The 25,179-nt window shown below is 44.6% G+C and carries 23 protein-coding genes; 20 read left to right on the forward strand and 3 right to left on the reverse strand.

Features of this window, described 5'->3' with window-relative positions:
- Position 1 precedes the first annotated feature (1 nt).
- The gene (locus ACINK7_RS13555) at positions 2-1,207 is read right to left on the reverse strand and encodes a TIGR04063 family PEP-CTERM/XrtA system glycosyltransferase (RefSeq protein WP_404355916.1); all 1,206 of its coding nucleotides are present in this window, start codon (positions 1,205-1,207) and stop codon (positions 2-4) included.
- 318 nt (positions 1,208-1,525) lie between these two features.
- Between ACINK7_RS13555 and rfbD the strand changes: the two genes are divergently transcribed.
- From rfbD to ACINK7_RS13580, 5 genes are all read left to right on the forward strand, one after another.
- Positions 1,526-2,413 (forward strand): dTDP-4-dehydrorhamnose reductase, encoded by an 888-nt coding sequence (rfbD, locus tag ACINK7_RS13560; protein WP_404355918.1) that lies wholly within the window; start codon positions 1,526-1,528, stop codon positions 2,411-2,413.
- Positions 2,414-2,859: 446 nt separating this feature from the next.
- Positions 2,860-3,780, forward strand: coding sequence for a glucose-1-phosphate thymidylyltransferase RfbA (gene rfbA, locus ACINK7_RS13565; protein ID WP_404355920.1), 921 nt, complete (start codon positions 2,860-2,862; stop codon positions 3,778-3,780).
- Complete coding sequence (rfbC, locus tag ACINK7_RS13570; protein ID WP_404355922.1) at positions 3,780-4,328, forward strand: dTDP-4-dehydrorhamnose 3,5-epimerase; 549 nt, start codon at positions 3,780-3,782, stop codon at positions 4,326-4,328. The genes rfbA and rfbC overlap by 1 nt, the downstream gene beginning before the upstream one ends.
- Positions 4,329-5,006: 678 nt before the next feature.
- Positions 5,007-6,275, forward strand: coding sequence for a hypothetical protein (locus ACINK7_RS13575; RefSeq protein ID WP_404355924.1), 1,269 nt, complete (start codon positions 5,007-5,009; stop codon positions 6,273-6,275).
- On the forward strand, positions 6,272-7,213 hold the full coding sequence (locus ACINK7_RS13580) for a glycosyltransferase family 2 protein (protein ID WP_404355926.1): 942 nt from the start codon (positions 6,272-6,274) through the stop codon (positions 7,211-7,213). The genes ACINK7_RS13575 and ACINK7_RS13580 overlap by 4 nt, the downstream gene beginning before the upstream one ends.
- A gap of 624 nt (positions 7,214-7,837) precedes the next feature.
- Here the strand turns inward: ACINK7_RS13580 and ACINK7_RS13585 are convergent.
- Positions 7,838-8,428 carry a Uma2 family endonuclease gene (locus tag ACINK7_RS13585; protein WP_404355928.1) on the reverse strand — a complete coding sequence of 197 codons (591 nt, stop codon included), beginning with the start codon at positions 8,426-8,428 and terminating at the stop codon, positions 7,838-7,840.
- Between the two features lie 180 nt (positions 8,429-8,608).
- Between ACINK7_RS13585 and ACINK7_RS13590 the strand changes: the two genes are divergently transcribed.
- On the forward strand, positions 8,609-9,172 hold the full coding sequence (locus ACINK7_RS13590) for a DUF3782 domain-containing protein (protein ID WP_404355929.1): 564 nt from the start codon (positions 8,609-8,611) through the stop codon (positions 9,170-9,172).
- Here ACINK7_RS13590 and ACINK7_RS13595 read toward each other — a convergent pair.
- Positions 9,159-9,641: a hypothetical protein gene (locus ACINK7_RS13595; RefSeq protein ID WP_404355931.1), complete on the reverse strand. Its 483-nt coding sequence runs from the start codon at positions 9,639-9,641 to the stop codon at positions 9,159-9,161. The two genes, ACINK7_RS13590 and ACINK7_RS13595, sit on opposite strands and share 14 nt — an antisense overlap.
- Before the next feature lie 861 nt (positions 9,642-10,502).
- Between ACINK7_RS13595 and ACINK7_RS13600 the strand changes: the two genes are divergently transcribed.
- The 14 genes from ACINK7_RS13600 (at position 10,503) to ACINK7_RS13665 (ending at position 25,155) form a co-directional block, all read left to right on the forward strand.
- Positions 10,503-11,423, forward strand: coding sequence for an Rpn family recombination-promoting nuclease/putative transposase (locus ACINK7_RS13600; RefSeq protein ID WP_404355933.1), 921 nt, complete (start codon positions 10,503-10,505; stop codon positions 11,421-11,423).
- Positions 11,424-12,004: 581 nt separating this feature from the next.
- Positions 12,005-13,228, forward strand: a complete 1,224-nt coding sequence (locus ACINK7_RS13605; protein ID WP_404355935.1) for a glycosyltransferase family 4 protein — start codon at positions 12,005-12,007, stop codon at positions 13,226-13,228.
- Between the two features lie 9 nt (positions 13,229-13,237).
- Positions 13,238-13,390 carry a hypothetical protein gene (locus tag ACINK7_RS13610; protein WP_404355937.1) on the forward strand — a complete coding sequence of 51 codons (153 nt, stop codon included), beginning with the start codon at positions 13,238-13,240 and terminating at the stop codon, positions 13,388-13,390.
- Between the two features lie 227 nt (positions 13,391-13,617).
- Complete coding sequence (locus ACINK7_RS13615; protein ID WP_404355938.1) at positions 13,618-14,967, forward strand: phenylacetate--CoA ligase family protein; 1,350 nt, start codon at positions 13,618-13,620, stop codon at positions 14,965-14,967.
- 462 nt (positions 14,968-15,429) lie between these two features.
- Complete coding sequence (locus ACINK7_RS13620) at positions 15,430-16,632, forward strand: prenyltransferase/squalene oxidase repeat-containing protein (protein ID WP_404355940.1); 1,203 nt, start codon at positions 15,430-15,432, stop codon at positions 16,630-16,632.
- A 4-nt stretch (positions 16,633-16,636) separates the two neighbouring features.
- Entirely contained in the window at positions 16,637-17,449 is an 813-nt protein-coding gene (locus tag ACINK7_RS13625; RefSeq protein ID WP_404355941.1) for a formyl transferase, read from the forward strand.
- A gap of 65 nt (positions 17,450-17,514) precedes the next feature.
- Complete coding sequence (locus ACINK7_RS13630; protein WP_404355943.1) at positions 17,515-18,252, forward strand: methyltransferase domain-containing protein; 738 nt, start codon at positions 17,515-17,517, stop codon at positions 18,250-18,252.
- A gap of 111 nt (positions 18,253-18,363) precedes the next feature.
- Complete coding sequence (locus ACINK7_RS13635) at positions 18,364-19,332, forward strand: hypothetical protein (RefSeq protein ID WP_404355945.1); 969 nt, start codon at positions 18,364-18,366, stop codon at positions 19,330-19,332.
- Positions 19,333-19,397: 65 nt separating this feature from the next.
- Entirely contained in the window at positions 19,398-20,123 is a 726-nt protein-coding gene (locus tag ACINK7_RS13640; protein WP_404355947.1) for a class I SAM-dependent methyltransferase, read from the forward strand.
- Positions 20,124-20,211: 88 nt separating this feature from the next.
- On the forward strand, positions 20,212-20,799 hold the full coding sequence (locus ACINK7_RS13645; RefSeq protein WP_404355948.1) for a tetratricopeptide repeat protein: 588 nt from the start codon (positions 20,212-20,214) through the stop codon (positions 20,797-20,799).
- A 103-nt stretch (positions 20,800-20,902) separates the two neighbouring features.
- The gene (locus ACINK7_RS13650) at positions 20,903-21,721 is read left to right on the forward strand and encodes an ABC transporter permease (RefSeq protein ID WP_404355949.1); all 819 of its coding nucleotides are present in this window, start codon (positions 20,903-20,905) and stop codon (positions 21,719-21,721) included.
- Between the two features lie 63 nt (positions 21,722-21,784).
- Complete coding sequence (locus ACINK7_RS13655) at positions 21,785-23,077, forward strand: ABC transporter ATP-binding protein (RefSeq protein WP_404355950.1); 1,293 nt, start codon at positions 21,785-21,787, stop codon at positions 23,075-23,077.
- A gap of 38 nt (positions 23,078-23,115) precedes the next feature.
- On the forward strand, positions 23,116-24,000 hold the full coding sequence (locus ACINK7_RS13660; protein WP_404355952.1) for a sulfotransferase family protein: 885 nt from the start codon (positions 23,116-23,118) through the stop codon (positions 23,998-24,000).
- Between the two features lie 51 nt (positions 24,001-24,051).
- Entirely contained in the window at positions 24,052-25,155 is a 1,104-nt protein-coding gene (locus tag ACINK7_RS13665) for a glycosyltransferase (protein WP_404355954.1), read from the forward strand.
- Positions 25,156-25,179 lie beyond the last annotated feature (24 nt).

Below are 25,179 nucleotides of genomic sequence, written 5' to 3' on the forward strand. Positions count from 1 at the left end.
ATCATTTTTTCAGCAAGCATTGATAGACATTTTGATAACGGCTTACGCTATAGGCCCAATTCCGTTTTTCCTCGACGAAACGGCGCCCGTTCGCACGAATCGCATCCCATTGGGAACGATTGTTCAACAAGCGCAGAACCGTTTGCGCAAGGCTTTCGGCATTTCCCGCTGCAAATAAATAACCGGTCTTTTCATCGTCGATCAATTCCTTATGTCCACCGACATCGGACGCCACGACCAACCGCCCTTGCGCCATCGCCTCCAACGGTTTGAGCGGCGTAACCAAATCGGTCAAACGCATCGACAGGCGCGGATAAACGAAAATATCGACCTGATTGTAATAATCTTGCACTTGATCATGCGGAACCCGCCCGGTAAAAACGACCTTATCCTGCAAACCCAAATCGCGGGCCTTTTGCTTGATCGCGTCATCCTGAGGACCGCCGCCGACCAACAATAAACGAACATCCGGAATTTCCTTGAGAATCGAGGGCAAGGCATCGAGCAAGAGAGGAATGCCTTCATAGGCATAGAACGAACCGATAAATCCCAACACCACCTTATCCACCAATCCCAGTTGTTCGCGCAATGGCAGATCAGGCTCGACGCCGTAACTGAATTTATCGATATCGACCGCATTCGGAATTACGGTAATTTTGCTATCGGCAACGCCCCGGCCGATAATGTCGTTTCGCAGACCTTCGCAGATTGTCGTCACGGCATCGGCATTTTTGAACACATGGGTTTCCAGAAAATGAGTTCCGCGATAACGCAAACTGCCTTCGGTCGTCGAACCATGATCGACCGCCGCATCCTCCCAAAAGGCACGACACTCGTAGACCAAAGGAATATTGTGTTTTCGTGCCGCTTTAAGAGCGGCTAAGCCATTCAATGCGGGGGAATGCGCATGCAAAATATCGGGTTTAATTTCAGGAATGATTTCATCCAAGCGCTTACAGAGCGATTTCACAATCGCCCATTGGTTCACAATCGGCCAATCGGCCCAAAAACATTGCGGCATCGGCGACCGGTAAAATAGCAACCCGTCGACTTCTTCAACCGTTTGCTCGGCCACTTTATGCTTTGCCGAAGTCACATGAAATGTTTGCCAACCCAGTTTCTTTTGCTGTTCTAAAATAGCACGGGTTCTAAAAGTGTAGCCGCTATGCAGAGGAATCGAATGATCAAGTATGTGCAGTATTTTCATTTTTTGTTGTTATTCAAACTGGCTTCCCACTTAAAGCGGGACAAAAGCACTAAGGATTAACCGTTCGCCCTGAGCCTGTCGAAGGGTGTATGGTTAATCCCCCCATGGTTCGACAGGGCTCTCATGAGCGTAGCCGAAGGGCTCACCACGAACGGATTAACCTTAAAACTGTCCCGCGTTAAGTGATTAGCCTTCAAACTCGACAAGCCCATCAATTAAGTTTGGAATGTATGATTAAGTTTAGCCCGAAAATTGCGATAATATACAGCATCTTTTTAGCGACGGGTTAGTTGTACTACAATTTCAAACGAAACCATCATGAACATATTATTACTAGGTAAAAACGGACAAGTCGGACGGGAACTTCAACGAACACTTCTCCCCCTTGGCCACGTTAGCGCATTCGGCCGCGACGAAGCGGATCTGCAAAACCCTGACGCGTTACTCGGTTTACTTAAAGAACGCAAACCGGAAATTATCGTCAATGCCGCCGCTTACACCGCTGTCGACAAAGCTGAAACAGACGAGAAAGCCGCATACGCAATCAATGCCGAAGCGGTCGACGTATTGGCACAATACACTAGCACCCACGATGCATTATTCGTACATTACTCGACCGATTACGTTTTCGATGGCGAAAAAAAAGAAGCCTATCTCGAAACCGATACAACCGACCCGCAAAGCATTTACGGAAAATCGAAACGCGCAGGCGAAGAAGCCATTTTAAAAAGTCAATGCAATGCACTGATTTTTCGTACCAGTTGGGTATTTTCCGCAGATGGCAATAACTTCATTAAAACCATCCTGAGGCTCGCCCAAGAACGCGATAGTCTCAACATCGTGGCCGATCAATTCGGCGCGCCCACTTGCGCCGAACTCATCGCCGATGTTACCGCCCACGCCATTATCGGCTTTCGCCGTGATCAGCTAACCGGAGGCATATACCACTTGACATCCGGCGGCGAAACGACCTGGCACGGACTGGCCTGTTACGCCGTTCAACGAGCCAACGAAAACGGAATGCAACTTAAGCTTAAACCTGAAAACATACAGCCGATTTCAACCGAAGCCTATCCGCTGCCGGCCAAGCGTCCGAAAAACTCGCGCTTGAATACCGGCTCACTCGCCAATTCTTTAGAGTTACATTTTCCCGATTGGCGTTTGTATGTGGACAGGGTAATCAGAGAATTATGCAATCGAGATTAAAGCCTTACCTGATTAGCAAAATGCTTCAGCTTGCCGAAGTCAAGTGTCCGAGCGAGGCCCAGTCGTAGCCGCAAAAACTAAAATATGCTGTTACCCAAGTTCCAGCTTGGGTAACCTGTTCAGGAAGCTCTAGCTTCCCGACAATCAAGAAAGATTGAACGAGCGAGCGAGTCGGGGTTGATTGGGAATGTGCGGAGCTTGTGTCGGTCTCAGTAAGCTCTTGCTCTGAGCCCTTCGGCTGCGCTCAGGAGAGCCTTGTCGAAGGGGGAGCTTCCCGGTGCTTTCCCAAGCTGAAGCTTGGGAAAGAGCGTGATGCGGGTTGGCCGTTTTTAGCTTGAAGCGCATGGCTCGCGAACCCCGTCCTGCTAAGAATATGTTGATCTTTGGGCTTTAGCTGAAGAAACCTGCTAATCAGGAAACCTTATAAATAAAAACTGGAGTACACCATGACAGCAAGCTCACTTACCACTCAAAAACAGCCTCCAACTCGAAAAGGGATCATCCTGGCCGGCGGCTCAGGCACCCGACTGCACCCGGCAACGCTTGCCATCAGCAAACAATTACTGCCGGTTTTCGACAAACCAATGATCTATTATCCGCTCAGCACACTGATGCTGGCCGGCATACGCGAAATCTTGATCATATCTACCCCCCAAGACACGCCGCGTTTCGAACAACTGCTCGGCACCGGAGAACAATGGGGATTAAACCTGCAATATGCCGTACAAGCCTCGCCCGACGGACTCGCCCAAGCCTTCATCATCGGTCAATCATTTATCGGCAACGACTTAGCGGCCTTGGTACTCGGCGACAACATTTTTTACGGTCATGACCTTCATCAATTGCTCGGTAATGCAATGAAGCGCACCGAAGGCGCCACGGTATTCGCTTATCATGTGCAAGACCCCGAACGCTATGGCGTCGCAGAATTCGACAATAACGGCAAAGCGTTATCGCTGGAAGAAAAACCCCAACAACCCAAATCCAATTATGCTGTGACCGGCCTTTATTTTTACGATAACGATGTCGTCGAACTCGCTAAAAACCTTAAACCGTCTCCTCGCGGCGAACTGGAAATAACCGATTTGAATCGGCTCTATTTAAACGAAAAAAAACTCAATGTCGAAATCATGGGGCGCGGCTATGCCTGGCTAGACACAGGCACGCACGATTCGCTGCTCGATGCCGGTCAATTTATTGCCACGATAGAACACCGCCAAGGATTAAAAGTCGCCTGTCCTGAAGAAATCGCCTACCGGCAAAAATGGATCGACAATTCCCAACTCGAACGACTGGCCCAACCCCTCTCAAAAAACGGTTATGGGCAATACTTATTACGGATTCTTAACAACGAAAAGGTTTTTTGATGAAAGTCATACCGCTCGCAATCCCCGATGTTATCCTTCTCGAACCGAAAGTGTTCGGCGACGCTCGCGGCTTCTTTCTGGAAAGTTATAATCAGGAATCCTTCCGGCAAGCCACCGGGCAAGCTATACAATTCGTTCAAGACAATCACAGTCGCAGCTCCAAAGGAGTCCTGCGCGGCCTACACTATCAACTTGCGCCAAAAGCACAGGGCAAACTCGTTCGAGTCGTAAGCGGCGCCGTATTCGACGTAGCAGTCGATGTCCGAAAAGGTTCCTCGACTTTCGGTCAATGGGTCGGCACCGAACTCAGCGAAGAGAACCACCGGCAAATGTGGATTCCCCCAGGCTTTGCCCACGGTTTTGTCGTCCTCAGCGAAACAGCCGATTTTCTGTACAAAACCACCGACTACTACGCACCGGAACTCGAACGCTGCATCGCTTGGAACGATCCGGCCATCGGCATACAATGGCCGGCAAACATCGATCCCGTTCTTTCCGACAAGGACAAAGAAGGAAAAGCGCTAAATGAAGCGGAATGTTTTGAATAAACTGTAGGTATTTGAGCATTGCCATCCTTGGCACTGGATTCCGCCAATCCCTGGCGGAATGACGCCTCATTCTGCTGTTACCCAAGCTCTAAACCGATACGTGAAGTTCTAGCTTCGCGATAAAAGTGAATAAAAAACAAATAACTCTGCGGGACGGGCTATTTAACCCGTCCCCAACGTTTCGATTTGCTCCAAACGCCTCGGCGTGCTTTGGTCACGATCGAAACGTTTAGGACGGGGCTGTAAACCCCGTCCTGCCAAGTCTGAGCATTGCCATCCTTGGCACTGGATTCCGCCAATCCCTGGCGGAATGACGCCTCATTCTGCTGTTGCTGTTTCCCAAGCTCTAGCTTGGTAAACAGATACGTGAAGCTCTAGCTTCGCGATACAAGTGAATAAAAAACAAATCTCTGCGGGACGGGTTATTTAACCCGTCCCCAACGTTTCGATTTGCTCAAAATGCCACGGCGAGCTTTAGCCATGGTCGAAACGTTTAGGACGGGGCTGTAAGCCCGGTCCTGCCAAGGTAAAAACTTCTGCGGGTTTACCATCCCTGACGGAGTAACGCGCCATTTCCTAAGGTTGGCGCTTATGGTTGCAAGCCACGTATTGCCAAAAACCCTTTTCCATAGAGTGAAAGAACACCAAACCCTTTTCAAGTAAAACTACAACCAAACCATGCTAATCATTATCACTGCGCTACTGACAATATGGATTTTACTCGCCACAATCCTTTTTGTTTGGAAGCGCGATCTATTCCTAAAAACCTGGCAAGAACCTTATTTCGCCGACACGCCGATATTAATCGAAAGCGATGACTGGGGTCCGGGCGGCGATTTTCATGCCGACCGTCTTGAGACCCTGTTAAACGCCTTATCCGAACAAAAAGACAGCACCGGACGCAGCGCGGTATTGACCGCAGATGTCGTGCTGGCCGTACCCGATACCAGTGCGCTAGAAAAAGCATCCGGCGGCGAATATCCGAGAAAAATGCTCGACAATGACTTCCCCGGCATTTATCGAACGATGCTGAAAGGCATCGAGAACGACGTTTTCGTCCCGCAATTGCACGGATTGGAACATCTAAATGGCGAAGCCTTCGTTAAACTTTGCCGAAATAACGACCCGCGCACGGCAAATGCACAAGCCGATTCTCACTGGTGGGACTGGGAAACTCTCGAATCACCTTTACAAGGGCATTATGTCGATGGAAGCAACTTACCGACACAACCGGTCGGCACTGAAAAAGCGCGTAAAATCATCGAAACGGCCACCGAAACCTTTCAACGCTTATTCGGTCATCCAACCTTAACGACCGTTGCCCCTTGTTATCTCTGGAACGACGATATCGAAGCCGAATGGAAGCGCCATTCGATACAAGCGATTCAAACGGCCGGCTATCGCTGTCCCGAAAGAGCGCACGACGGACGCTATATTCAAGACAAGCAATTAATTAGAACCGGCGATATCAATGCCTTCGGGCAAGTTTATTTAGTCAGAAACGTCATGTTTGAACCGGTCGACGGCAAAAACACGCCGGACAGCGCCTATCAAGAAGCGCTACAAGCTTACCGGCAAGCCTTACCCGTTACGATTTCGACCCATCGCTACAACTTCACGCGCACTGAAAACGAATTCGAGTTTTCGCTCGCGGGACTGAAGATTCTATTGAATAAACTGACGCAAAACTTAAGCGGAACGCGCTTTCTATCCTCGGCGGAATTGGCCGAAGCTCTTATTTCGCCAAACAGCCCTGTAGTCAATCGCTTCAATCAAAAAACGCTGCCACCGATCGAGCGAATCAAAGGCCCAGCCAAACTCAGCCCGTTTTTATACCGGCTTTATTATCGACACCCGAAACTTGCCATGATCGGTAAAATAAGCGGTTTAATAGTGCCAGGCTGGCTAATTTGCCAATATACCTTAAAAAAAACCATTAAATCATGAACATCAGCGTCGTCATTCCTGCCTATAACAGTGCCGAATTTATTGCCGATGCGGTCCATAGCATCCTAAAACAAACTCGACCCATCACTGAAATCATAATCGTAGACGACGGTTCGACCGACAACACACAACAAATCGTCGAAGCTCTGCCCGGCCCGATCACTTATATCAAACAGCCCAATCAAGGCCCTTCGGCGGCCAGAAACACAGGCATCAAGGCCGCAAACAGCGAATGGATCGCTTTTCTCGATGCCGACGACCAATGGACGCCTGATAAAATCGACAAGCAACTTAAACTATTGCGACAAATCCCGGAGCTCGTGTTGATAGCCGGCGACATGGCCGAGATCGACAAAAGCGATCAATTGATCACCGAATCGGTCTTGGATAAACACCAGCTATTAAATAAATTTCAAGCCATCCAAGACCGAGCAATCCCAAACGCACTAGCCGAACTCGTCACCAAAAACTTCATTCCCACCGGTACCGTGCTAGTCAACAAATCGGCACTCATAGAAGCCGGCTTATTCAATCAAGCCATACGTTTCGGCGAAGATTTGGAGCTATGGGCAAAAATCGCCGCGAAACATCCGATCTCATGCATACCTGAAATTCTGATGCTACGCCGACAACACGGCAACAACGCCACACAACTGACCGCGCCGTTGCTGAGCGATCTAGCCAAAGTCATGACCTCGATTAGAAATTACGCCGCAAAAGAACTGTCATTACAAAATATCGACCCCGGACGACTTGTCGCCAATGCCTATAACGACTTAGGCTACTGGCATTTTAGCGAGTACGATTTAATTGAGGCCAAGCAAGCATTTTCGGCCAGCCTCAAAGAAAAGCCGAATAAACGCGCCCTACTCTACTGGCTAGCCTGCTTACTGCCAGCAGGAATAATCAAGATGTTGCGTAGAATAAAAAATCTATGACCGACCAAACCAATCAACCTAAAAATCAGTCCTGATTAGCAAGATGCTTCAGCTTGCCGAAGCCAAGTGTCCGAGCGAGGCCCAGTCGTAGCCGCAAAAACTAAAATATGCTTTTACCCAAGCTCCAGCTTGGGTAGCCTGTTCAGGAAGCTCTAGCTTCCCGACAATCAAGGAAGATTGAACGAGCGAGTCAGGGAATGTGCGGAGGTTGTGTCGGTCTCAGGAAGCTCTTGCCCTGAGCCCTTCGGCTGCGCTCAGGAGAGCCTTGTCGAAGGGGGAGCTTCCGGGGGCTCTTTCCCAAGCTGGAGCTTGGGAAAGAGCGTGAAAATACTACGCCAGGTTACCTTATTAATCATTGGTACACTTCAGATACACAAGCAAAAACAACCGCGTAGCCCGGATGGAGCAACGCGCAATCCGGGGCAATCGAAGCTACGAAAGCCCCGTATTCCGCTAACGCTGCATACGGGCTACACAAAGCCGACAGGGTTGTTTTCGGCTCCCCGGTGCTAAACTAAACTTTCTGCTAGACCCGACTTTCTAATGACTTTGCGGGACGGGTCATTTAACCCGTCCCCAACGTTTCGATTTACCCCAAACATCACGGCGCGCTTTAGGAAGGCTTCATGAACGCTCTTGTTCTTGCAGATAAGCAAGCATATCGGGATTCTGAACACGCCGATAGATATCGGCAACCGACAAAGTCAATCCTATGGATTCAAGCACAAATTCATCGCCTAAAAAATAATGCCGTGACAACCAATCGTTGCTGCGTCTGCAAACTTCGACATCGACAAAATCCAGCTCGATCAAAACCAACTCTTGTAAACTTGGAATCGATTGGTAAGCCATGCGCTTTATCGTTTGATCCATGCGGCGCGTCGATGACGACAACACTTCGACTAAAACCGTCGGAGAATCGCTGTAATAAGGATTCTCGGAACGATCTTCACAAACAACCATGACATCGGGATAAAAGAAATCTTCATCAACCTTTACTTTCACGTCGCTCGCAAAAGGTTCGCATGAATGGTTTTGTAAATGAACATGCAGAAGAACAAAAACATTACCTGCGATACGCTCATGATCCTTACTGGCACCCGCCATCGCATAAGCAACACCATCGATCAACTCATGCTTGATTTCCGAAGAGGACTCACCCAGCAAATAGTCGTCTTCACTAATGCCCTGTTTAATTGCAGCGTTTGATGCCATGACTAACCTCAGGTAATTATTTACACCCCTATCATTTCCACGCAGAGCATGGGAACGAGAATGGTCGTGGAACTGAATACTCACAACCTCAGTAATTCCCGCCATATCTAAAAAACAATTATAATCATTGCATTAGATCATTGATAAAACGCTTATGTCAAAAGTATCAGGAGAGCCGCAATGACCACCGTAACCCGAGATGAAGTTTGGGAAATGTTTCGCGAAGTCGCACGCCGCTTCGAAGAAACGAATAAACAATTCAAAGAAACCGATCAAAAATTCAAAGACACCGAACGCTTAGTTAAAGAAGTCAGCAAAAGCATCGGCGACCTGGACAACCGATTGGGCGACTTCGTACAAGAAATGGTCCGTCCGGCACTCGTGAACTTATTTCGCGAACGCGGCATCGACGTGCACGAGGTACACCCGAATGTCTATGCCGAAAGAAACGGCGAATCAGCCGAAATCGACCTATTAGTCGTCAACGAACAAACCGCAATTGCCGTGGAATGCAAAAGCCAAATGTCCATCGACGACGTCAATGAGCATTTAAATCGACTGGAAAAACTGAAGCGTTTATTGCCCAAATACCGAGATGTCGAACTGATGGGCGCTGTTGCCGCCATGGTCATGCCCAACGATGTCGCCCGCTACGCATACCGTAAAGGCTTATACGTACTCGCCCAAAGCGGCGACACCGTCTTAATCCGCAACGACGGCAAATTTTCGCCTAAAATTTGGTAACAGCTCCATCCACTGTGGAAACAATCCCCAGCTGTAGGATGGGTAACAGCGAAGCGGAAACCCATCGCTTTAGTTTGCTGTTACCCAGAGCTCCAGCTTGGGTAACCTGTTCAGGAAGCTCTAGCTTCCCGACGATCAAGAAAGATTGAACGAGCGAGCCGGGGTTGAGTGAGGTTGTGCGTAGGTTGGGTCGGTCTCGGGAAGCTGGAGCTTCCGGGGTGTGTTTCCCAAGCAGGAGCTTGGGAAAGAGCGGGAAGTCTGCTGTTTCCCAAGCTCCTGCTTGGGAAACCGGTACGTGAAGCTCTAGCTTCGCGATACCAAAAGAGGCTAATGTTCCTTCGCTGGCAGCGATTACAGCAAAGCCAAATTCAATCAGTCGAGTAGGTCTCGGGAAGCCAGAGCTTCCGGTTTTTGCTTCCCAAGCTAGAGCTTGGGAAGGAGAGAAAAGCTTACGTGAAGGATTTTCCAAGCGGGAGTGCGGGTAGCAGCGAAAAATCGTAGCGTCGGTTATCTAACTTATTTCATGCTCACTCCTGAGCTTTATCTGCTGTTTCCCAAGCTCCTGCTCTCGCCGTTATACACAAGTATAAATATACCTGCTTGTACAAAACGTAGCGACCAATCGCTAGATTGCCGTGTCGTCCGAAAAGGCTATTGGTGTTTGAGCGATAGCGGCTTCGATAGTCGCGACGTAGGCGTCGCTCCCACAGCGCTTGTCACCCTTTATGGGAGCGCCCCCCTGGTCGTCCCTCACCTAACGCTAGGTGAGGGAAAGTCAAGATTGTTAAGTGACAATAAATGCTATCGAGGTCTCATTGGCTAAGATTGTAAAAGAGTAATTTTTGACTTATGTATAACGATGAGAGCTCCTGCTTGGGAAACCGGTACGTGAAGCTCTAGCTTCGCGATACCAGTGAAAAAGAGGCTAATGTTCTTTCGCTGGCAGCGATTACAGCAAAGCCAAATTCAATCGGTCGAGTAGGTCTCGGGAAGCCAGAGCTTCCGGTTTTTGCTTCCCAAGCTAGAGCTTGGGAAGGAGAGAAAATCTTACGTGAAGGATTTTCCAAGCGGGAGTGCGGGTAGCAGCGAAAAATCGTAGCGTCGGTTATCTAACTTATTTCATGCTCACTCCTGAGCTTTATGTTTACCACGAATTTTTAATGTGTTTGCCCTGGTTTTAAGCGCCTTTCTCATAGAACCGGCTAGATACGGGTCAGCGATGCAATCGAAAATCAGAGGACAATATCGGGTTCGTCTAAAGCTTGAAAAAACCAAGCAATAGATATGCTAAACTTCACCATAACAACTCGCATAAAGCTCAAACCGTGCCGTGAAAGAAAAATATATCAACCTATTTACCGACTTTGGTTTCAAAAAAGCGTTTGGCGAAGAGGCCAGTAAAGAGCACTTGATCAGCTTTTTAAATACCCTGCTGCCGGAAAAACACCAAATCCATGAGTTGCAATTCAATCAAAATGAGCGCCAGGGTGCTTCGGCTTTAGACCGCAAAGCGATTTTCGACCTCAGCTGTATCAGCTCGACCGGCGAATACTTCATCGTGGAATTGCAAAAGGCTAAGCAGAATTTCTTTAAAGATCGTAGCGTATTTTATTCCACGTTTCCGATTCAACAGCAAGCCGAGCGAGGTGACTGGAATTTTAAGCTGGCTGCGGTTTATACGATCGGCATCCTGGATTTTGTCTTTGATGAAGACGAAAGCCAAGGCCGTCACGAAGTCGTGCATCGGGTTCAATTGAAAAATCAACATCATCAAGTTTTTTACGACAAACTGACTTTTATTTATTTAACGCTACCCAATTTCACCAAAACCGTGGATGAACTGGATACGCTGCAAGATAAATGGTTTTACGTATTCCGCCACCTGCATGAACTGGACGAAATTCCGCCAAGGCTGCGCGAAAGGGTCTTCCTGAGCCTATTCGAAAAAGCCCGGATCGCCCGCTTTCAACCGGAAGAACGCGACGCCTATGAATCCAGTCTGAAATACTACCGCGATCTAAAAAACGTAATCGACACAGCGAGGGATGAAGGCAGGGAAGAAGGAATAGAAGAAGGAATTGAAAAAGGAAGAGAAGAAGGCCGGCAAGATGAAAAACGCAACTTAGCGATCAGGATGATCCACCGGGAGATGACCGATGAAGACATAGCCGAACTGACTGGGCTCAGCATGGATGTCATTGCCGAAATACGTGCTAACCTTGCGCATTTCATTTCAAATGACCCCTTATAAAAGTCGTGGTCAAGCGCATTAAAATAACTACCCATTAATTAAGTAAAAGGGATCGGGTTCTGAGGTATCCCCTCAAAACGCTCGTTCCCATGCTCTGCGCTCGCCGTTATACACAAGTATCGGTAAACTTGCTAAACAGAGGTCATCGTAGACCTGGAAACGGTGCTGTTTGATAAATCTGCGGATATTGAACATTAGCGGCTTTCCCTCACCTAGCGTTAGGTGAGGGACGACGAAGGCGTCGCTCCCACAAGGGGGGCGGATGCTCTGTGGGAGCGATCCCCAGATCGCGATTTCGAAGTCGGGAACGTTGGGCGACAAAAAATGGTATCGAGGCCTCATTAGCTAAGATTACAAAACGGTAATTTTTGACTTATGTATAACGATGAGAGCTAGAGCTTGGGAAAGAGCGTGAATGACTCTCCTGGCACAGAGTGCTTCTCGAAACCGGTAAGCAAGAACTAACGTGACTTACCAAACCAAAGTTTAAGAAACAGCGCCCCCTAACACACAAAACACCTTCGGCTAATTTCGACTACAATAAACAAACCGTAAAACAACGACCGAATGGTGAATAAAACATGCCAACCCCGCCCCCAAAACGCATTCTTTACATAGAAAACGGCATCGGCTATGGCGGCGCGATCATTTGTCTTCGTCACTTGGTCCGAAACCTCGATCGTCAACGATACATCCCGATGGTCGTCACCGGCAGAACCGGCCCGCACTACAAAGAAATCGCCCAAGAAGCGGAATGGAAACACATACCCGATAGACATATCGACATCGTCGGCGCGCATCGAAACATAGACCCCGCAACATGGCCGGATAAAATCCCCGGCTTACGCTTCGTCATCAATCAAATACTCGCCAGAACGGACGATACCGCGAACTTCCTGCCTTTTTTCGTTCAATTGCTCTGGACCGCCAAAAAATTCAAGGTCGATCTCATCCATGCCAATAACGAACCGCTGTGCAACCGTGCCGCCTTACTTGTCGGCAAAATATTAAAAACCCCCACCGTCTGCCACGTTCGCGGCGATCAAAAAGGCTCTCGTTTGATGGAATGGGCCTACAGCCTTCCCGACCAGTTGATATCGGTATCGCACTGGGTCGCCCAAAGCGTGCGGGAAAAGCTACAAATTCCCGCAGATCAGATTGACGTCATCTACGACGGCATAGAATTGGAAAAACTAGACATCGAAGCTGACGGCAGTACGTTTAGAAAAGACCACGCCATTACAGCAAACGACTTTGCCGTCGGTCTGATAGGCCTGTTAATACCATGGAAAGGCCAAGAAATGTTTCTCGATGCCGCCAAACTATTAAGAGACAAAATCCCTCATTTAAAAATGCTCATCATCGGCGGCACACCGGACGAATGCCAAGCCTATGAAGCGGCGCTCCGGCAACGAGTCATCGACGAACAACTCGGCGACATCGTCGTATTTACCGGCCATGTCGCAAAAATGGAACCCGTCTACAACGGCCTCGATGTCATCGTATCGGCCTCGACCAGCCCCGAACCCCTCGGAACGGTCGTCATCGAAGCATTGGCAATGGGCAGACCGTTAATAGGCCCCAATCACGGCGGCGCCGCGGAAATGATGGAACATAATAAAACCGGCCTGCTATTCACGCCGAAAGATGCCACATCACTCGCCGAACAAATCGAAAGATATTACAAAGACAATGAGTTACGAAAAGCGCTAGGAAAAAACGCCCGAGAACACGCGCTGCTTACCTTTGCCGTCGAAACGCATGCCGAAAAAGTACAAGCAGTCTACGATAAGCTATTGAACTAGCCTCGTTCGATGAAAACCGACAGTCTCTTTTACCGACTTTTCCAAAATACGCCTGATCGGCAATTGCAAAATATACAACTAGAAACACTGGCAGACCAATTATGGGAAATAGACAACCTCGATAAACTACGGGAACGATTGGCTCAAGTCGGCACTGAATAAGATAGGGTTGCTATCGCTCGTTCCCAAGCTCTTTGCTTGGGAACGCAGTACAAGAAGCTCCAGCTTCTCGTAACCGGTAATCAAGAGCTTACGTGAAAAGTTTCCCAAACCGGAGTTTGGAAAACAGCAAAGAGGATCTGAATACTTACTTTTAAAACTCTCTTGGCCATTGATTTCTTTATGCTACCTTTAAAACAGACCGCCACATTTTTCTAATAATACTAACAATGCATCCTTTCATTTCCCGGAATATCGTTTACCCCTTTCAAGAAAAGCTGCTGAACCGCCCGACTTTTCCCTATCTAAAAGAACTGGAAAAAACTCAATGGCTGTCCCGAGCAGAAATCGAAGCACTGCAACTCAAAAAACTTCACACACTACTGAATATTGCTAAAGAACATTGCCCTTGGCATGCAAAACGAATCCTCGAATCCGGCATCGATCTCGAAAATCTAACCTTTCCCGAATTACAAAAACTGCCGATTATGTCTAAAACAGACGCCCAACAAAATGGCGAACAAATGACGTGGCAGAGTGTGCCGGGTGGGGCATTTCGATATACGACAGGCGGCTCGAGCGGCCAGCCGCTGATTTTCCATTTCGGACGCTACCGCCAAGCCTCGGATGCAGCCGGACGCATTCGAGCCAGGAGATGGTGGGGCGTCAATGTCGGCGATCCCGAAGTCTATTTATGGGGTGCGCCTGTAGAGCTCAACAAAACCGATCGCATCAAGACAATACGCGACCGGTTATTGAATCAACTGGTTTTGAATGCCTTTCAAATGTCGCCCGACATGATGTCGAATTATTTGGCGGCGATACGGAAATTCAATCCGAAATGTATTTACGGCTACGCCAGCAGTGTTGCTCTTCTGGCAAGATTTGCCAAAGAAACTAACCAAAAAATCGAATTGCCCGAATTGAAAGTGATCTGTACCACCGGAGAACCGCTTTATGATGAACAGCGACAGTTAATATCGGAGATTTTCAAAGTACCCGTCGCCAACGAGTTCGGCAGCCGCGACATCGGTTTTACCGCACACGAAAACCGACATCATCAGATGCTGCAAATGAGCGAAAGCATCATCATCGAAATACTCGATCCGCAAGGTAAACCGGTAAACCCCGGAGAAACCGGTGAAGCGGTCATGACCGGACTATGCTCGGAAGCTCAACCATTCATCCGCTACCGAACCGGTGACATGATGAAATTATCCCCGGAGACGGATAAAGACGGGCGTGGGCTTCATGTCATTGAAGAGATCACCGGTCGCAAAACCGATTTTTTGGTACACCAAAACGGCTCGATCGTGCATGCCCTCGCCGCAATTTATGTACTTCGCGAAACGCCGGGCGTCGAACAATTCAAAATCATTCAGCATGATATAGATCAATTTGAAATTCAGATCGTGACCAATCCAATGTGGACCGACCAAGCCAAAAACAGTATCGACCAAAAATTCAAATACCGGTTCGGCGAGACATGCAACACAGAAATCAACTTAGTCGAAGAGATTTTGCCGGAAGCATCGGGAAAAATCAGACAAGTCGTATCAAAAGTTCAAACTGCTTTCTGATTTGGTACTAAAATGAAAACAAATTATTAAGACGACCGTTGCCCAAGTCGCGACGAAGGCGTCGCTCCCACAACAGATTTCAATAACTACCTGTGGGAGCGATCCCCAGATAGCGACTTTAGACCGATCGTTATATTTATAAGTAAAGTATCACTGCCAATAAGAAATTAGTAACTATTCAGTCCCCTGGCAATTATCGTTCCAGCGGTACGAGACGCTAGAGCGTCTCGGTCTTCATTCCCACGCCGGAGCGTGGGAACGATAGGGGGTGTGAATAATTACAGAAATTAACCACGTCATTCCGCCAGGGAGTGGCGGAATCCAGCGCCGAGGATGGCAAGCGTGGAATACATCCATGTAATCCGGATATCGGCAATCCATGCCGGCATGACGGGTTAACTTAATGGCAGTGAGGTAAAGTTTGGAAACAACTGTTCAATTTGAAAGAATAATAAAAAAGCGATGACAAACACCCTCCAAAAACTGATCGCCCTACCCTTCAGATACAAACCTTGGCGTCCGGAACATTTGAGCATCATTGTCGACGACCTGAAAGGTCTGAGCAGACAGTCGGTACACTCGGACGAAGTTCATTTGAAAGCCGCGATCGAATGGTTATGCAGAGCACAAGACAAACGTAACGGACAACGGGACGAAGGCGGCGTCTCGGCGGGTTGGAGTTTCGAAGACGGTTGGCTGCCCAGTTACCCGGAAACCAGCGGTTACATCGTCGAAACCTTTCTAGCCGCCGAAAAAATCTTAAAACAACCGGAACTCGCCCAACGTGCACAACGCATCATAGACTGGGAACTCTCGATTCAAAATCCGGACGGCTCGTTTCCGGGCCATTTCGGCGAATCCGGCAGCAAACCGGTTATCTTCAACACCGGACAAATCATGCACGGCGTGCTTGCCGGATACCTTAATTTCCAACGCAACGAATGCCTCGAAGCGGCCGTCAACGCCGGCCGGTGGATGATATCGAAACAAGATGAAGACGGGTGCTGGAGACAATCGGTCCATAACGATACGCCGCATACCTACAACACCCGAGCGGCTTGGGCTTTACTGAGAACAGGACTAATTGCCAACGAAAAGGCTTTAGTTGCCGCCGCAGAAAAAAATATCCGATGGGCGCTTACCCGGCAAACACCATCAGGTTGGTTTAAAACGAACGCATTTACGACCGATGGTCTACCATTTACGCACAACATCGCTTATGCTATTCGCGGCATTATGGAAAGTGGGTTACTGCTAGAGAACCAAGAAATGCTCGACGCCGCGATTAATGCTGCTAAAGCGCAAGCCTTACAACAACGCCAAAACGGATGGTTGGCGGGACGCTATGCCGACAACTGGCACCCGCAGGCCAATTATTGCTGTCTGACCGGCCTCGCCCAAATGAGCATTATTTGGCTAAGACTGTCACAAGCCTGCGACCTGAAAGAACTCGAACGAAACGCCGATGCAGGTATTAAGTTTATTAAATCCAACCATCACATCACTGGCCAAAAGGATCACCGCGACGGCGCTATTGCCGGTTCCGCGCCGATTTGGGGACGCTACTCGATGTTCGAATACCCTAACTGGGCCGCCAAATTCTTTGCGGATGCACTTATGACTCGAATCTCAGGCGAACCGATTCCCCAAACGGCTAGGAGCTAAAGAAATGTCCAATCTTTCAGTGATCATCTTATGCGGACAATCGCCGAGACATATTTACTTTGCGAACGAACTTTGCCGGCATTGCCAACCGAAGGCGATCATTCAGGAAACGGGCAGCCATCAATTTATCGGCAAAATATTTAAACTGCTCAAAGACCCTAAAAAACTTTGGCAAAAAGTCTCGCGCTGGCTACGCGACCGTAAGCGCTACAGAGGCAACCCGGAAGCCAAATACTATTTCGGCGAAAATGAGCCCAAACTAGACCGAGCGGAATTGCGCATTGAAGTACCTTACATCAACGACGAACAAGTGCTGTCCATTGTCGACCAACATGAACCCGATGTGATCGCCGTATTCGGCACATCCTTGATCAAAGGGCCGTTACTGGAAAAAGGAAGGCTCGGCATTATCAACCTACACGGCGGACTTTCACCCGAATACCGGGGCGCCGACTGCACATTCTGGGCGCTTTACAACCATGAGCCGGAAAAAGTCGGCTGCACGATCCATTACATCAATGCCGGCATCGATACCGGCAAATTGATTGCCCACGTTAGCCCCGAAGTCAAAGAAACCGATACCGAACTCGAGCTGTTCTGGCGAGCGGTAAAAAGCAGCACTCAGGCATTTTGCGAACTTTTCAACAAACTGGAAAGCGGCGAAAAATTCGGAACCATTCAAGAAAGCAAGGGTAACCTTTATCAAGTCAAGGACAGGCAAGCCGGTCATGAACGTCGCTTGGAACAATTATTGGCAAACGGATTATTGAAAAACATGGACCTAAAAGAACGAGTCACTTGGTTTAAAAACAATTAATAAGAATTAAAAAACCGAATAGCATGACTAGAACAGACAAAAACAAATTTTATTAAGGAATACGCATGAATCTATACAAAGATGGATTTTATGAAAATAGGCATCAAATTACATTGTATGCAGCGGAAACTATACTGTCCCATGTCCAAACCTTGTTACCCAATTTCAATTCAGCGATTGACCTGGGCTGCGGTGTAGGTACATGGCTATATGTTATGAAGCAAAAAGGAGCCACAAAGGTTTGCGGTGTCGATGGAAGCTGGGTTAACAAAAATTACTTACAAGTTTCCGAAAATGAATTTATAGAACACGATTTAAGTAAAGATATCAACATAAAAATACCTAGTACATTCGACCTAGCGATTTCTCTTGAAGTAGCGGAACATTTACCTGAAAATTCTGCTCATGCCTTTGTCAACTTACTAACTAACTTATCGGATTTCGTTTTATTTTCAGCCGCTATTCCTTATCAAGGTGGATTAGGGCACGTAAACGAGCAATGGCCGAATTATTGGATTTCGATTTTTGAAAATTATGGATATATAGGACTAGACATAATTCGGAAAAATGTTTGGGATGATCAAAATATCCCACTACACTATCGACAAAATACTCTTCTTTATGTAAAGAAAGAAAGAATCAAAGACCTCAATTTAAAAAAACAAATCAACGACCATATACCACCAGAAGCATATCTTATTTATTTAAATAAACTAATTAATCCTGGAATAAAACAGTCCTGTATTAACTTAATTTCTGCTATTAAAAGACGCACTCAAGAAACATTCTACAAAAATGAATAGCATTAAATATTTCTCATAATAGAAAAAAATTTACTTAACGTATCCAACAACTATTATTTAATATAAAAATACCATATTATTATATACTTTTAATTGGAAAACGGATCAACTATGTTTAATAATTTTATTCCTTGGAGCCTGAGAGGCATTGATCCATTTCTCAGTACGTATGGCGACTATATTCTGTTTCGGTCAATTCAAAATACCCCACCTATTACGGTAAACCCAACTGCATCGACTAGCATTCATACTATTGTCCCGCATCGCTATTTGAATGCATTTTTATTGGCAATCAAGTCTTTCCTAAGATTCTATTCAGATGTCGCAGTTTATGTACATGACGACGGATCACTAACTCCAAATGATATCGCAATTATAGAAAAACATATCGATCAAGTTGTAATCCTAAAAAGAAATGAAGCAGATATATATTTTGATGAAAAAATGAACGATCCGTTTTTATCAAAAGTCAGAAGCAGTTATACAAGTTATTTAAAACTCTTTGACCCTGCATTTCGAAGTAAAAGCGATCGGATTATTCTTTTAGACACGGATACATTGTTCCTTAAACGACCTGATTTCATTATTGATTGGGCTAAAAATGGCGGAAAACCTTGGTATCATTTAGCTCCTAAAGGAAACATGAGAGCAGTTAAAAATATAAATAAAACCCAAGCCACTGGTTCAGAACATATACAGACATTAATAATTCAGCAATTAGATAATATTAATCATGAATTATCTAAAAACTATAGAATACGGCAAGGTTTTTGTGCAGGATTTATTGGCTATAATTCTAATGATATAAACTTCGAAGAGTTAAAAAAACTTTTAGAAAATTTGCATAGAAAATTTTCTGATAAAATTTATAAATGGGGATCGGAACAAACAATCCATGGGCTCATCCTCTGCGGAAATGACGCAGAACCTTTAGCAATTGATAATTATTTTGTATTTACACAAAATAATGCCCACTTAGCGGAACAGGCAACCTTTTTACATTTTGTAGGGGAAAATAGATTCCACAAGTTAATTTATCCGAAGCTTGCAAGAAAGGTTATAGATTCTCTAGCGAGTTAGCACAGATAGTTACAGTTTAGCATTTGTATATTTATTAAATTTCATTTAGTTGTAGAGGTAAAATAATGGGGCATATCGATTGCTTTTCTTTCGGTGAAAGACAACTCAACCGAGATTTAATAGAACAAAAAGATATTGTTGAAGTTGGAGCTAGCGCTGATGGCGGCTCAATGAGACCGTACTGTTTATCACTCAACCCAAAATCGTACATAGGTGTTGATATTCAAGAAGCTCCTGGGGTAGATTTAATATGCGACGCACTAGATCTTTTAGATAAACTGGGCCCCGAAAGTTGCGATGTCGTTATAGCTACTGAATTAATGGAGCACATCAGGGATTGGAGAAAATTAATCCATGTATTCAAAAATTTACTTCGTGAAGAAGGAGTGGTTATTATAACAACACGATCGCTTGGCTTTCCTTTCCATTATGCGCCGTTCGATTTTTGGAGATATGAAGTGTCAGACATGGAAGAAATATTCAGAGATTTTGAAATTATGTGTATTGAAAAAGACACTCGGGTCATAAATAATAAAATAACACCAGGTGTTTTTATCTCAGCTAAAAAACCAAAAACATTTATTGAAAATAATCTAGATAACTTGCACCTATATTCGATAATAAAAAAAGCCCGGGTAGCCAATATAAATAATATTGATATTATCAATTTCGAATTATTTGACTTAGGTAAAAATTATTTTTTTAAGCATAATTTCCTACCTTTTATAATTCGTGAAACGCTTTCCAAGCATATCATCCGCCCTTGGAGAAATCGAAAAGCGAAACATTAATAAAAAGTTTGCTATATACTTTCCAAGGATTCAAGCGCTATAACTTAGAATTAATTATCTTAATCACTACATTAATAGCATTTTGATTATGACTTTTTTTATAAAAAACTATTATACTTTATTTTTTTTCTATTTATTTTCGATTTCCGGCGCATACGGTAAAATTACTGATCCTACTGAAGCCCAACTAAAAATAATTCCTCCCTATTGTCAGGCACAATTGACAAGAGATCCAGTCCAGAGAGAAAAATGGAAAAAAAAACTTGGCAAAGGTTACACTTGGATCAATCATTATTGCTCAGGTCTCGTCCAGCAAATGAATTGTGTAAAAATAATTTCTAAGCCAAAAAGGAATTCTTGCTTAAAGGAGACATTAAGCACTTATGAATATGTTTTCAATAATGCACCTAGAGATTTTGCATTAAATCCAAAACTATATTACGAACGCGGAAAAATATATTCAGAATTAGGAAAAACTAAATTAGCCGAAATGGACTTCATAAAAAGTATAAATTTAAAGCCTAACACAAGCTCACCTTATATAGAGCTAAGCAAGATATATCAACGCCTTAACAAAAATGATGACGCTATTGCGATACTTCAAAAAGGTATCAAAATGTCGCCAAACTCTCAAAAATTAAAGAATCACCTTGCAAAACTAAAAGACGCAAATTAATTTTTTTGTATTAAGTTAGCTTTTTAGAAACCTATAAACCTAATCCTATATTTTTCTACATAAAAAATAGCAAACAACCTGACAAGACTAATCAGCTGTGTATATGAAAGCATCAACAAATAACCTATTCCACTACCGTGAACTGATTACCGCACTGGCTTGGAAAAACATTGTCATTCGGTATAAACAAGCTTATTTAGGAATCTTATGGGCAGTGTTAAAACCGCTTTTAATGATGCTAATCTTTACTTTAGTCAGAAGCTTTGTCGGTATTGAGACCGGCGATATCCCCTACCCTGTATTGACTTTTGCAGCATTACTGCCATGGATATTTTTTCAAGAATCGGCTGCGGAAGGCATAAATAGCGTTACATCTAATTCCGCGTTAATAAAAAAAATATATTTCCCGCGCGAAGTCTTCCCATTAACGGCCATGTTCACAAAATTAGTGGAACTCATGATCAGCTTTGTGATTCTTGCTGGCTTGATGTTTTATTACAAAATGGCGCCTACAGTTTACGCCTTATGGGTCCCTGCTATTGTCTTTTACACGATGATCGTCGGACTTACGATTAGTTTTTTTGGGGCTGCCCTAAATGTATATTATCGGGATGTCGCTCAAGCACTCCCTGTTGCGCTGTCTTTATTAATGTATTGCTCCCCCGTTATCTATCCGCTGAGTCTAGTTCACAAAAAATTGATTGTGGAACAAGCCGCCGGGCAGTGGTCTGAAAACCTTTATACACTCTATACGCTTAACCCTTTGGCTGGAATTATCGATAGTTTTCAACGAGTCATGCTCAAGGGATTGCCACCTGATTTTGAACCATTACTCCCAGGTATCATTTTAACGTTTACCCTTCTTCCCTTCAGTTACCTGTATTTTAAACGCGCGGAAAATTGGTTTGCGGACGTAATATAAATAAACCAATATGATTTCCCTATATCAACCGACTTTGTAAAATTTATAACAACTCATTCCGACATGCCCATTATCGAAGTCAATCATCTCACCAAAGAATATCAACTCGGTCATATAACTAGCCTTAAAGAGACCGCTTTAAACGCAATGAGGCGACTGACCTTTCGGCCCGTACATAAAAGAGAACGCTTTAAAGCTTTGGACGATGTCAGTTTTACGGTTGAAGAAGGAGAAGTACTCGGCATCATCGGCCATAACGGAGCCGGGAAGAGTACTTTACTAAAACACCTCGCCAATATCAGCAAACCCACCAAAGGCAAAGTCATTGTCCGAGGCACTGTTGCACCTTTGATTGAAGTTGGCGCCGGGATCAATCCGGAACTCACCGGAAGGGAAAATATTTTCCTAAATGGCGCGATCCTTGGCATGCCTAAAAAAATTATTAAACAAAAACTCGATGAGATCATCGATTTTTCCGAGCTCGAACAGTTTATCGATACGCCGATGAAACGCTACAGTTCGGGCATGAAAATCAAACTTGCATTTTCTATCGCAACCAGCATTGATGCCGACGTCTTGATTGTCGATGAGGTACTTGCCGTTGGAGACTTAGCATTCCAACGAAAATGCTTCGATCGCATGGAAAACCTCATCAAGCGTCAAGGCCGCACGGTATTATTAGTCAGCCACAACATCAGGCAAGTTGCTCGCATGTGTAGCAGAGTATGTCTGATAGACCACGGCAAAATAATAGCGGACGGTTTACCCTCGGATGTGTGTGAAGCCTTTTACGAGCAAAGCAACCAAAAAATAGTAACACAAGCTACCCAAGGCCATAATACAAAACAAAATATCCGTATGTCCGGGGAAGTCAATTTAGAAAAAATAGAGCTACTCGACGACAACGGAAATGAAACTCAGGAACTCGTCACAGGAAAACCCGCTACTATTCGCTGCCATTTCAATGCCAATGATAATATTGAAAATGTTGAAATCATATACGGATTCCATACTACTGACTTTATCTACATCGCCTCGATGGGCACGGCGCACTTAAAACACGCATCGAACCTATTTCAAGGAAAAAATATCATCGATTGCAATATAGAGCGCGTACCGTTAACACCGGGTGTATTTGCCGTTCGAATAGGCGTCTTTGACCAATTCCGAAGACCCATTTTTTATGGCGAAACCTTGAAAGTATTTCCGGTACGCTCAGAAAATATACCAGTAACACAGATGGCGACATTAGGAGTCGTGGATATACCGGCTAACTGGAAATTCAACACTTCAACACCGCGACATGAAAATTACAATAATTCTCATGTAAGTGTAAACCAGCTAATCAAAAATTAATTGATTATGTTAATGCTTTGTTTTAAGAGGCTATACAATTGGACTTTCTAATAATTGGCGCACAAAAATCAGGCACGACTTCCCTTTTCAAATATTTGACTGCGCATCCAAGTATTTTCATGCCACCGGAAAAGGAGGTGATGTTTTTTAACAATGATAATCTTTTTTCAAAAGGTAAAGACTGGTATATAAACCGATATTTCCAAAATGCTGATCCTAGCCATGTCAATGGCGAAGCCTCGACCCATTATATGATGTATAGTTTTGTTCCAGAAAGAATCTACTCTTTTTTTCCAAATGTTAAACTTATTGCATTATTGAGAAACCCAATTGACAGAGCTTATTCACATTACCTAATGGCTGTCCGTAGAGGTGTGGAAAGCCGTACTTTTGAAGAATGCGTTAATATAGAAATTACTAAGGGTTTTATATCTGATGAAGAAATAGATCATAATACGGATTATATTTTTTTTGGGGAATATGGTCGCATCTTGAGTAACTATCTAAACTGGTTTGAAAATTATCAAATAAAAATTGCATTTATGGAAGAGATGCAAAACGATTCCACATCATTTATTAAAGATATTTATTCATTTTTAGGAGTTGATAGTAACTTTATTCCGGAAAATGTCTCAAAAAAATACAATACTTCCGGTGTCGCAATAATACCCGGTTTAGAAATACGTATTAGAAAATTTTTAACATCACTAAAGAGAAACAAGATATTTCATATATTTTTAAAAAAAGTTAATATTGATGCGATCGTGTTTTGGCTACGAACGGAAGGAAATGTTAGAAAACAAAAAGACGAATACCAATTGACCCCTAAAGTACGTAAATTACTGGCTGATTATTATATGAACGATGTTCGTTTGCTTGAAAGCCTTTTTGAGACCAGGGCTCCCTGGAAAGACTTTAATTAGTTTATTATGTTATCTACTCATTTATATTAAAATAATTAATAATAAATAAAAGTGAAACAACCAATTATTATAGTTAAATTTATCGGCAGCGAAATACTCAGTGAAAAAGGAAGAATATTGTTTTCTTTATTGAATACTTTTTCTCAAGCTGACTATCCGATTCAATTCGTTTGTAACCCTGAACATAAGTCATTAGGCTTACATGGCGATCGTATTTTCGAATTCGATAATTTATCAGTAATTGACGATATTCCGGGCAACACAACAGACGCTATCTTTTTATACGACCACGCCGACAAACAAACTCTAAAACAACCGTGGCTAAAAACCATTAGAGTCCGATTTGATATTTTTTCATCATTCCGGTTTAACAGACCTATTTTATTTCCCTACCCTGTTCACCCGATCCATACGAGTCCCGATAAACAACTAAAATTAGATGCACTTCGTGAATCACCGAAAAAGATTAGGCTGTTCTTTTCAGGGGACATGAAAGGTTACAATAAATCTCATGTTAATTATCCTGAACCCAAATTACCCCGCCTGGAAGTCATCAATACCATTCTCGAGTCTTTACCAAACAATTTGCTACATCTCAAAGATAGTCAATCCGCCGAAACGCTATTTTCCGGTCCCTACTCCCAAAACTGCGTCATTATCGATACGAGTATGACCTGGATCGATGATCGGTATTGGCTGGACTATCTTGCCAAAAGCGATTTTTTTCTGGCACCTCCTGGCATTATTATGCCAATGTGTCATAACATCATAGAAGCCATGTCCGTTGGCGCAATTCCTGTAACGAATTATCCTGAATGGTTTCATCCCAAGCTTGAGCATTTTAAAAATTGCATTGCGTTTTCCGACAAGGCCGATCTGGTCGAAAAAGTTAAATTGGTATTGGATATGGATCGCGAACAAATCCGGTCATTACGACAAAACGTAATTCGTTACTACCAAGAATTCTTAAAGCCGGCTCGCTTCATTGAAACTGTAGAAAAAAACAAAGACCGTCACATTGATGTTTTGATGATCACCGAGCGATATGTTGCCAAAAATTCACAACGCTTAAACCGCAATTCATTCATTATTAAAGGCGCATCGGGCGAAAGTGAATCCTTTTGGAGAAAATTCATTCACGTTTTTCAATCCTAGGCCATATAAATGCATTCAATTGAT

The sequence above is a fragment of the Methylotuvimicrobium sp. KM1 genome, assembly GCF_044788715.1.
GTDB lineage: Bacteria > Pseudomonadota > Gammaproteobacteria > Methylococcales > Methylomonadaceae > Methylotuvimicrobium.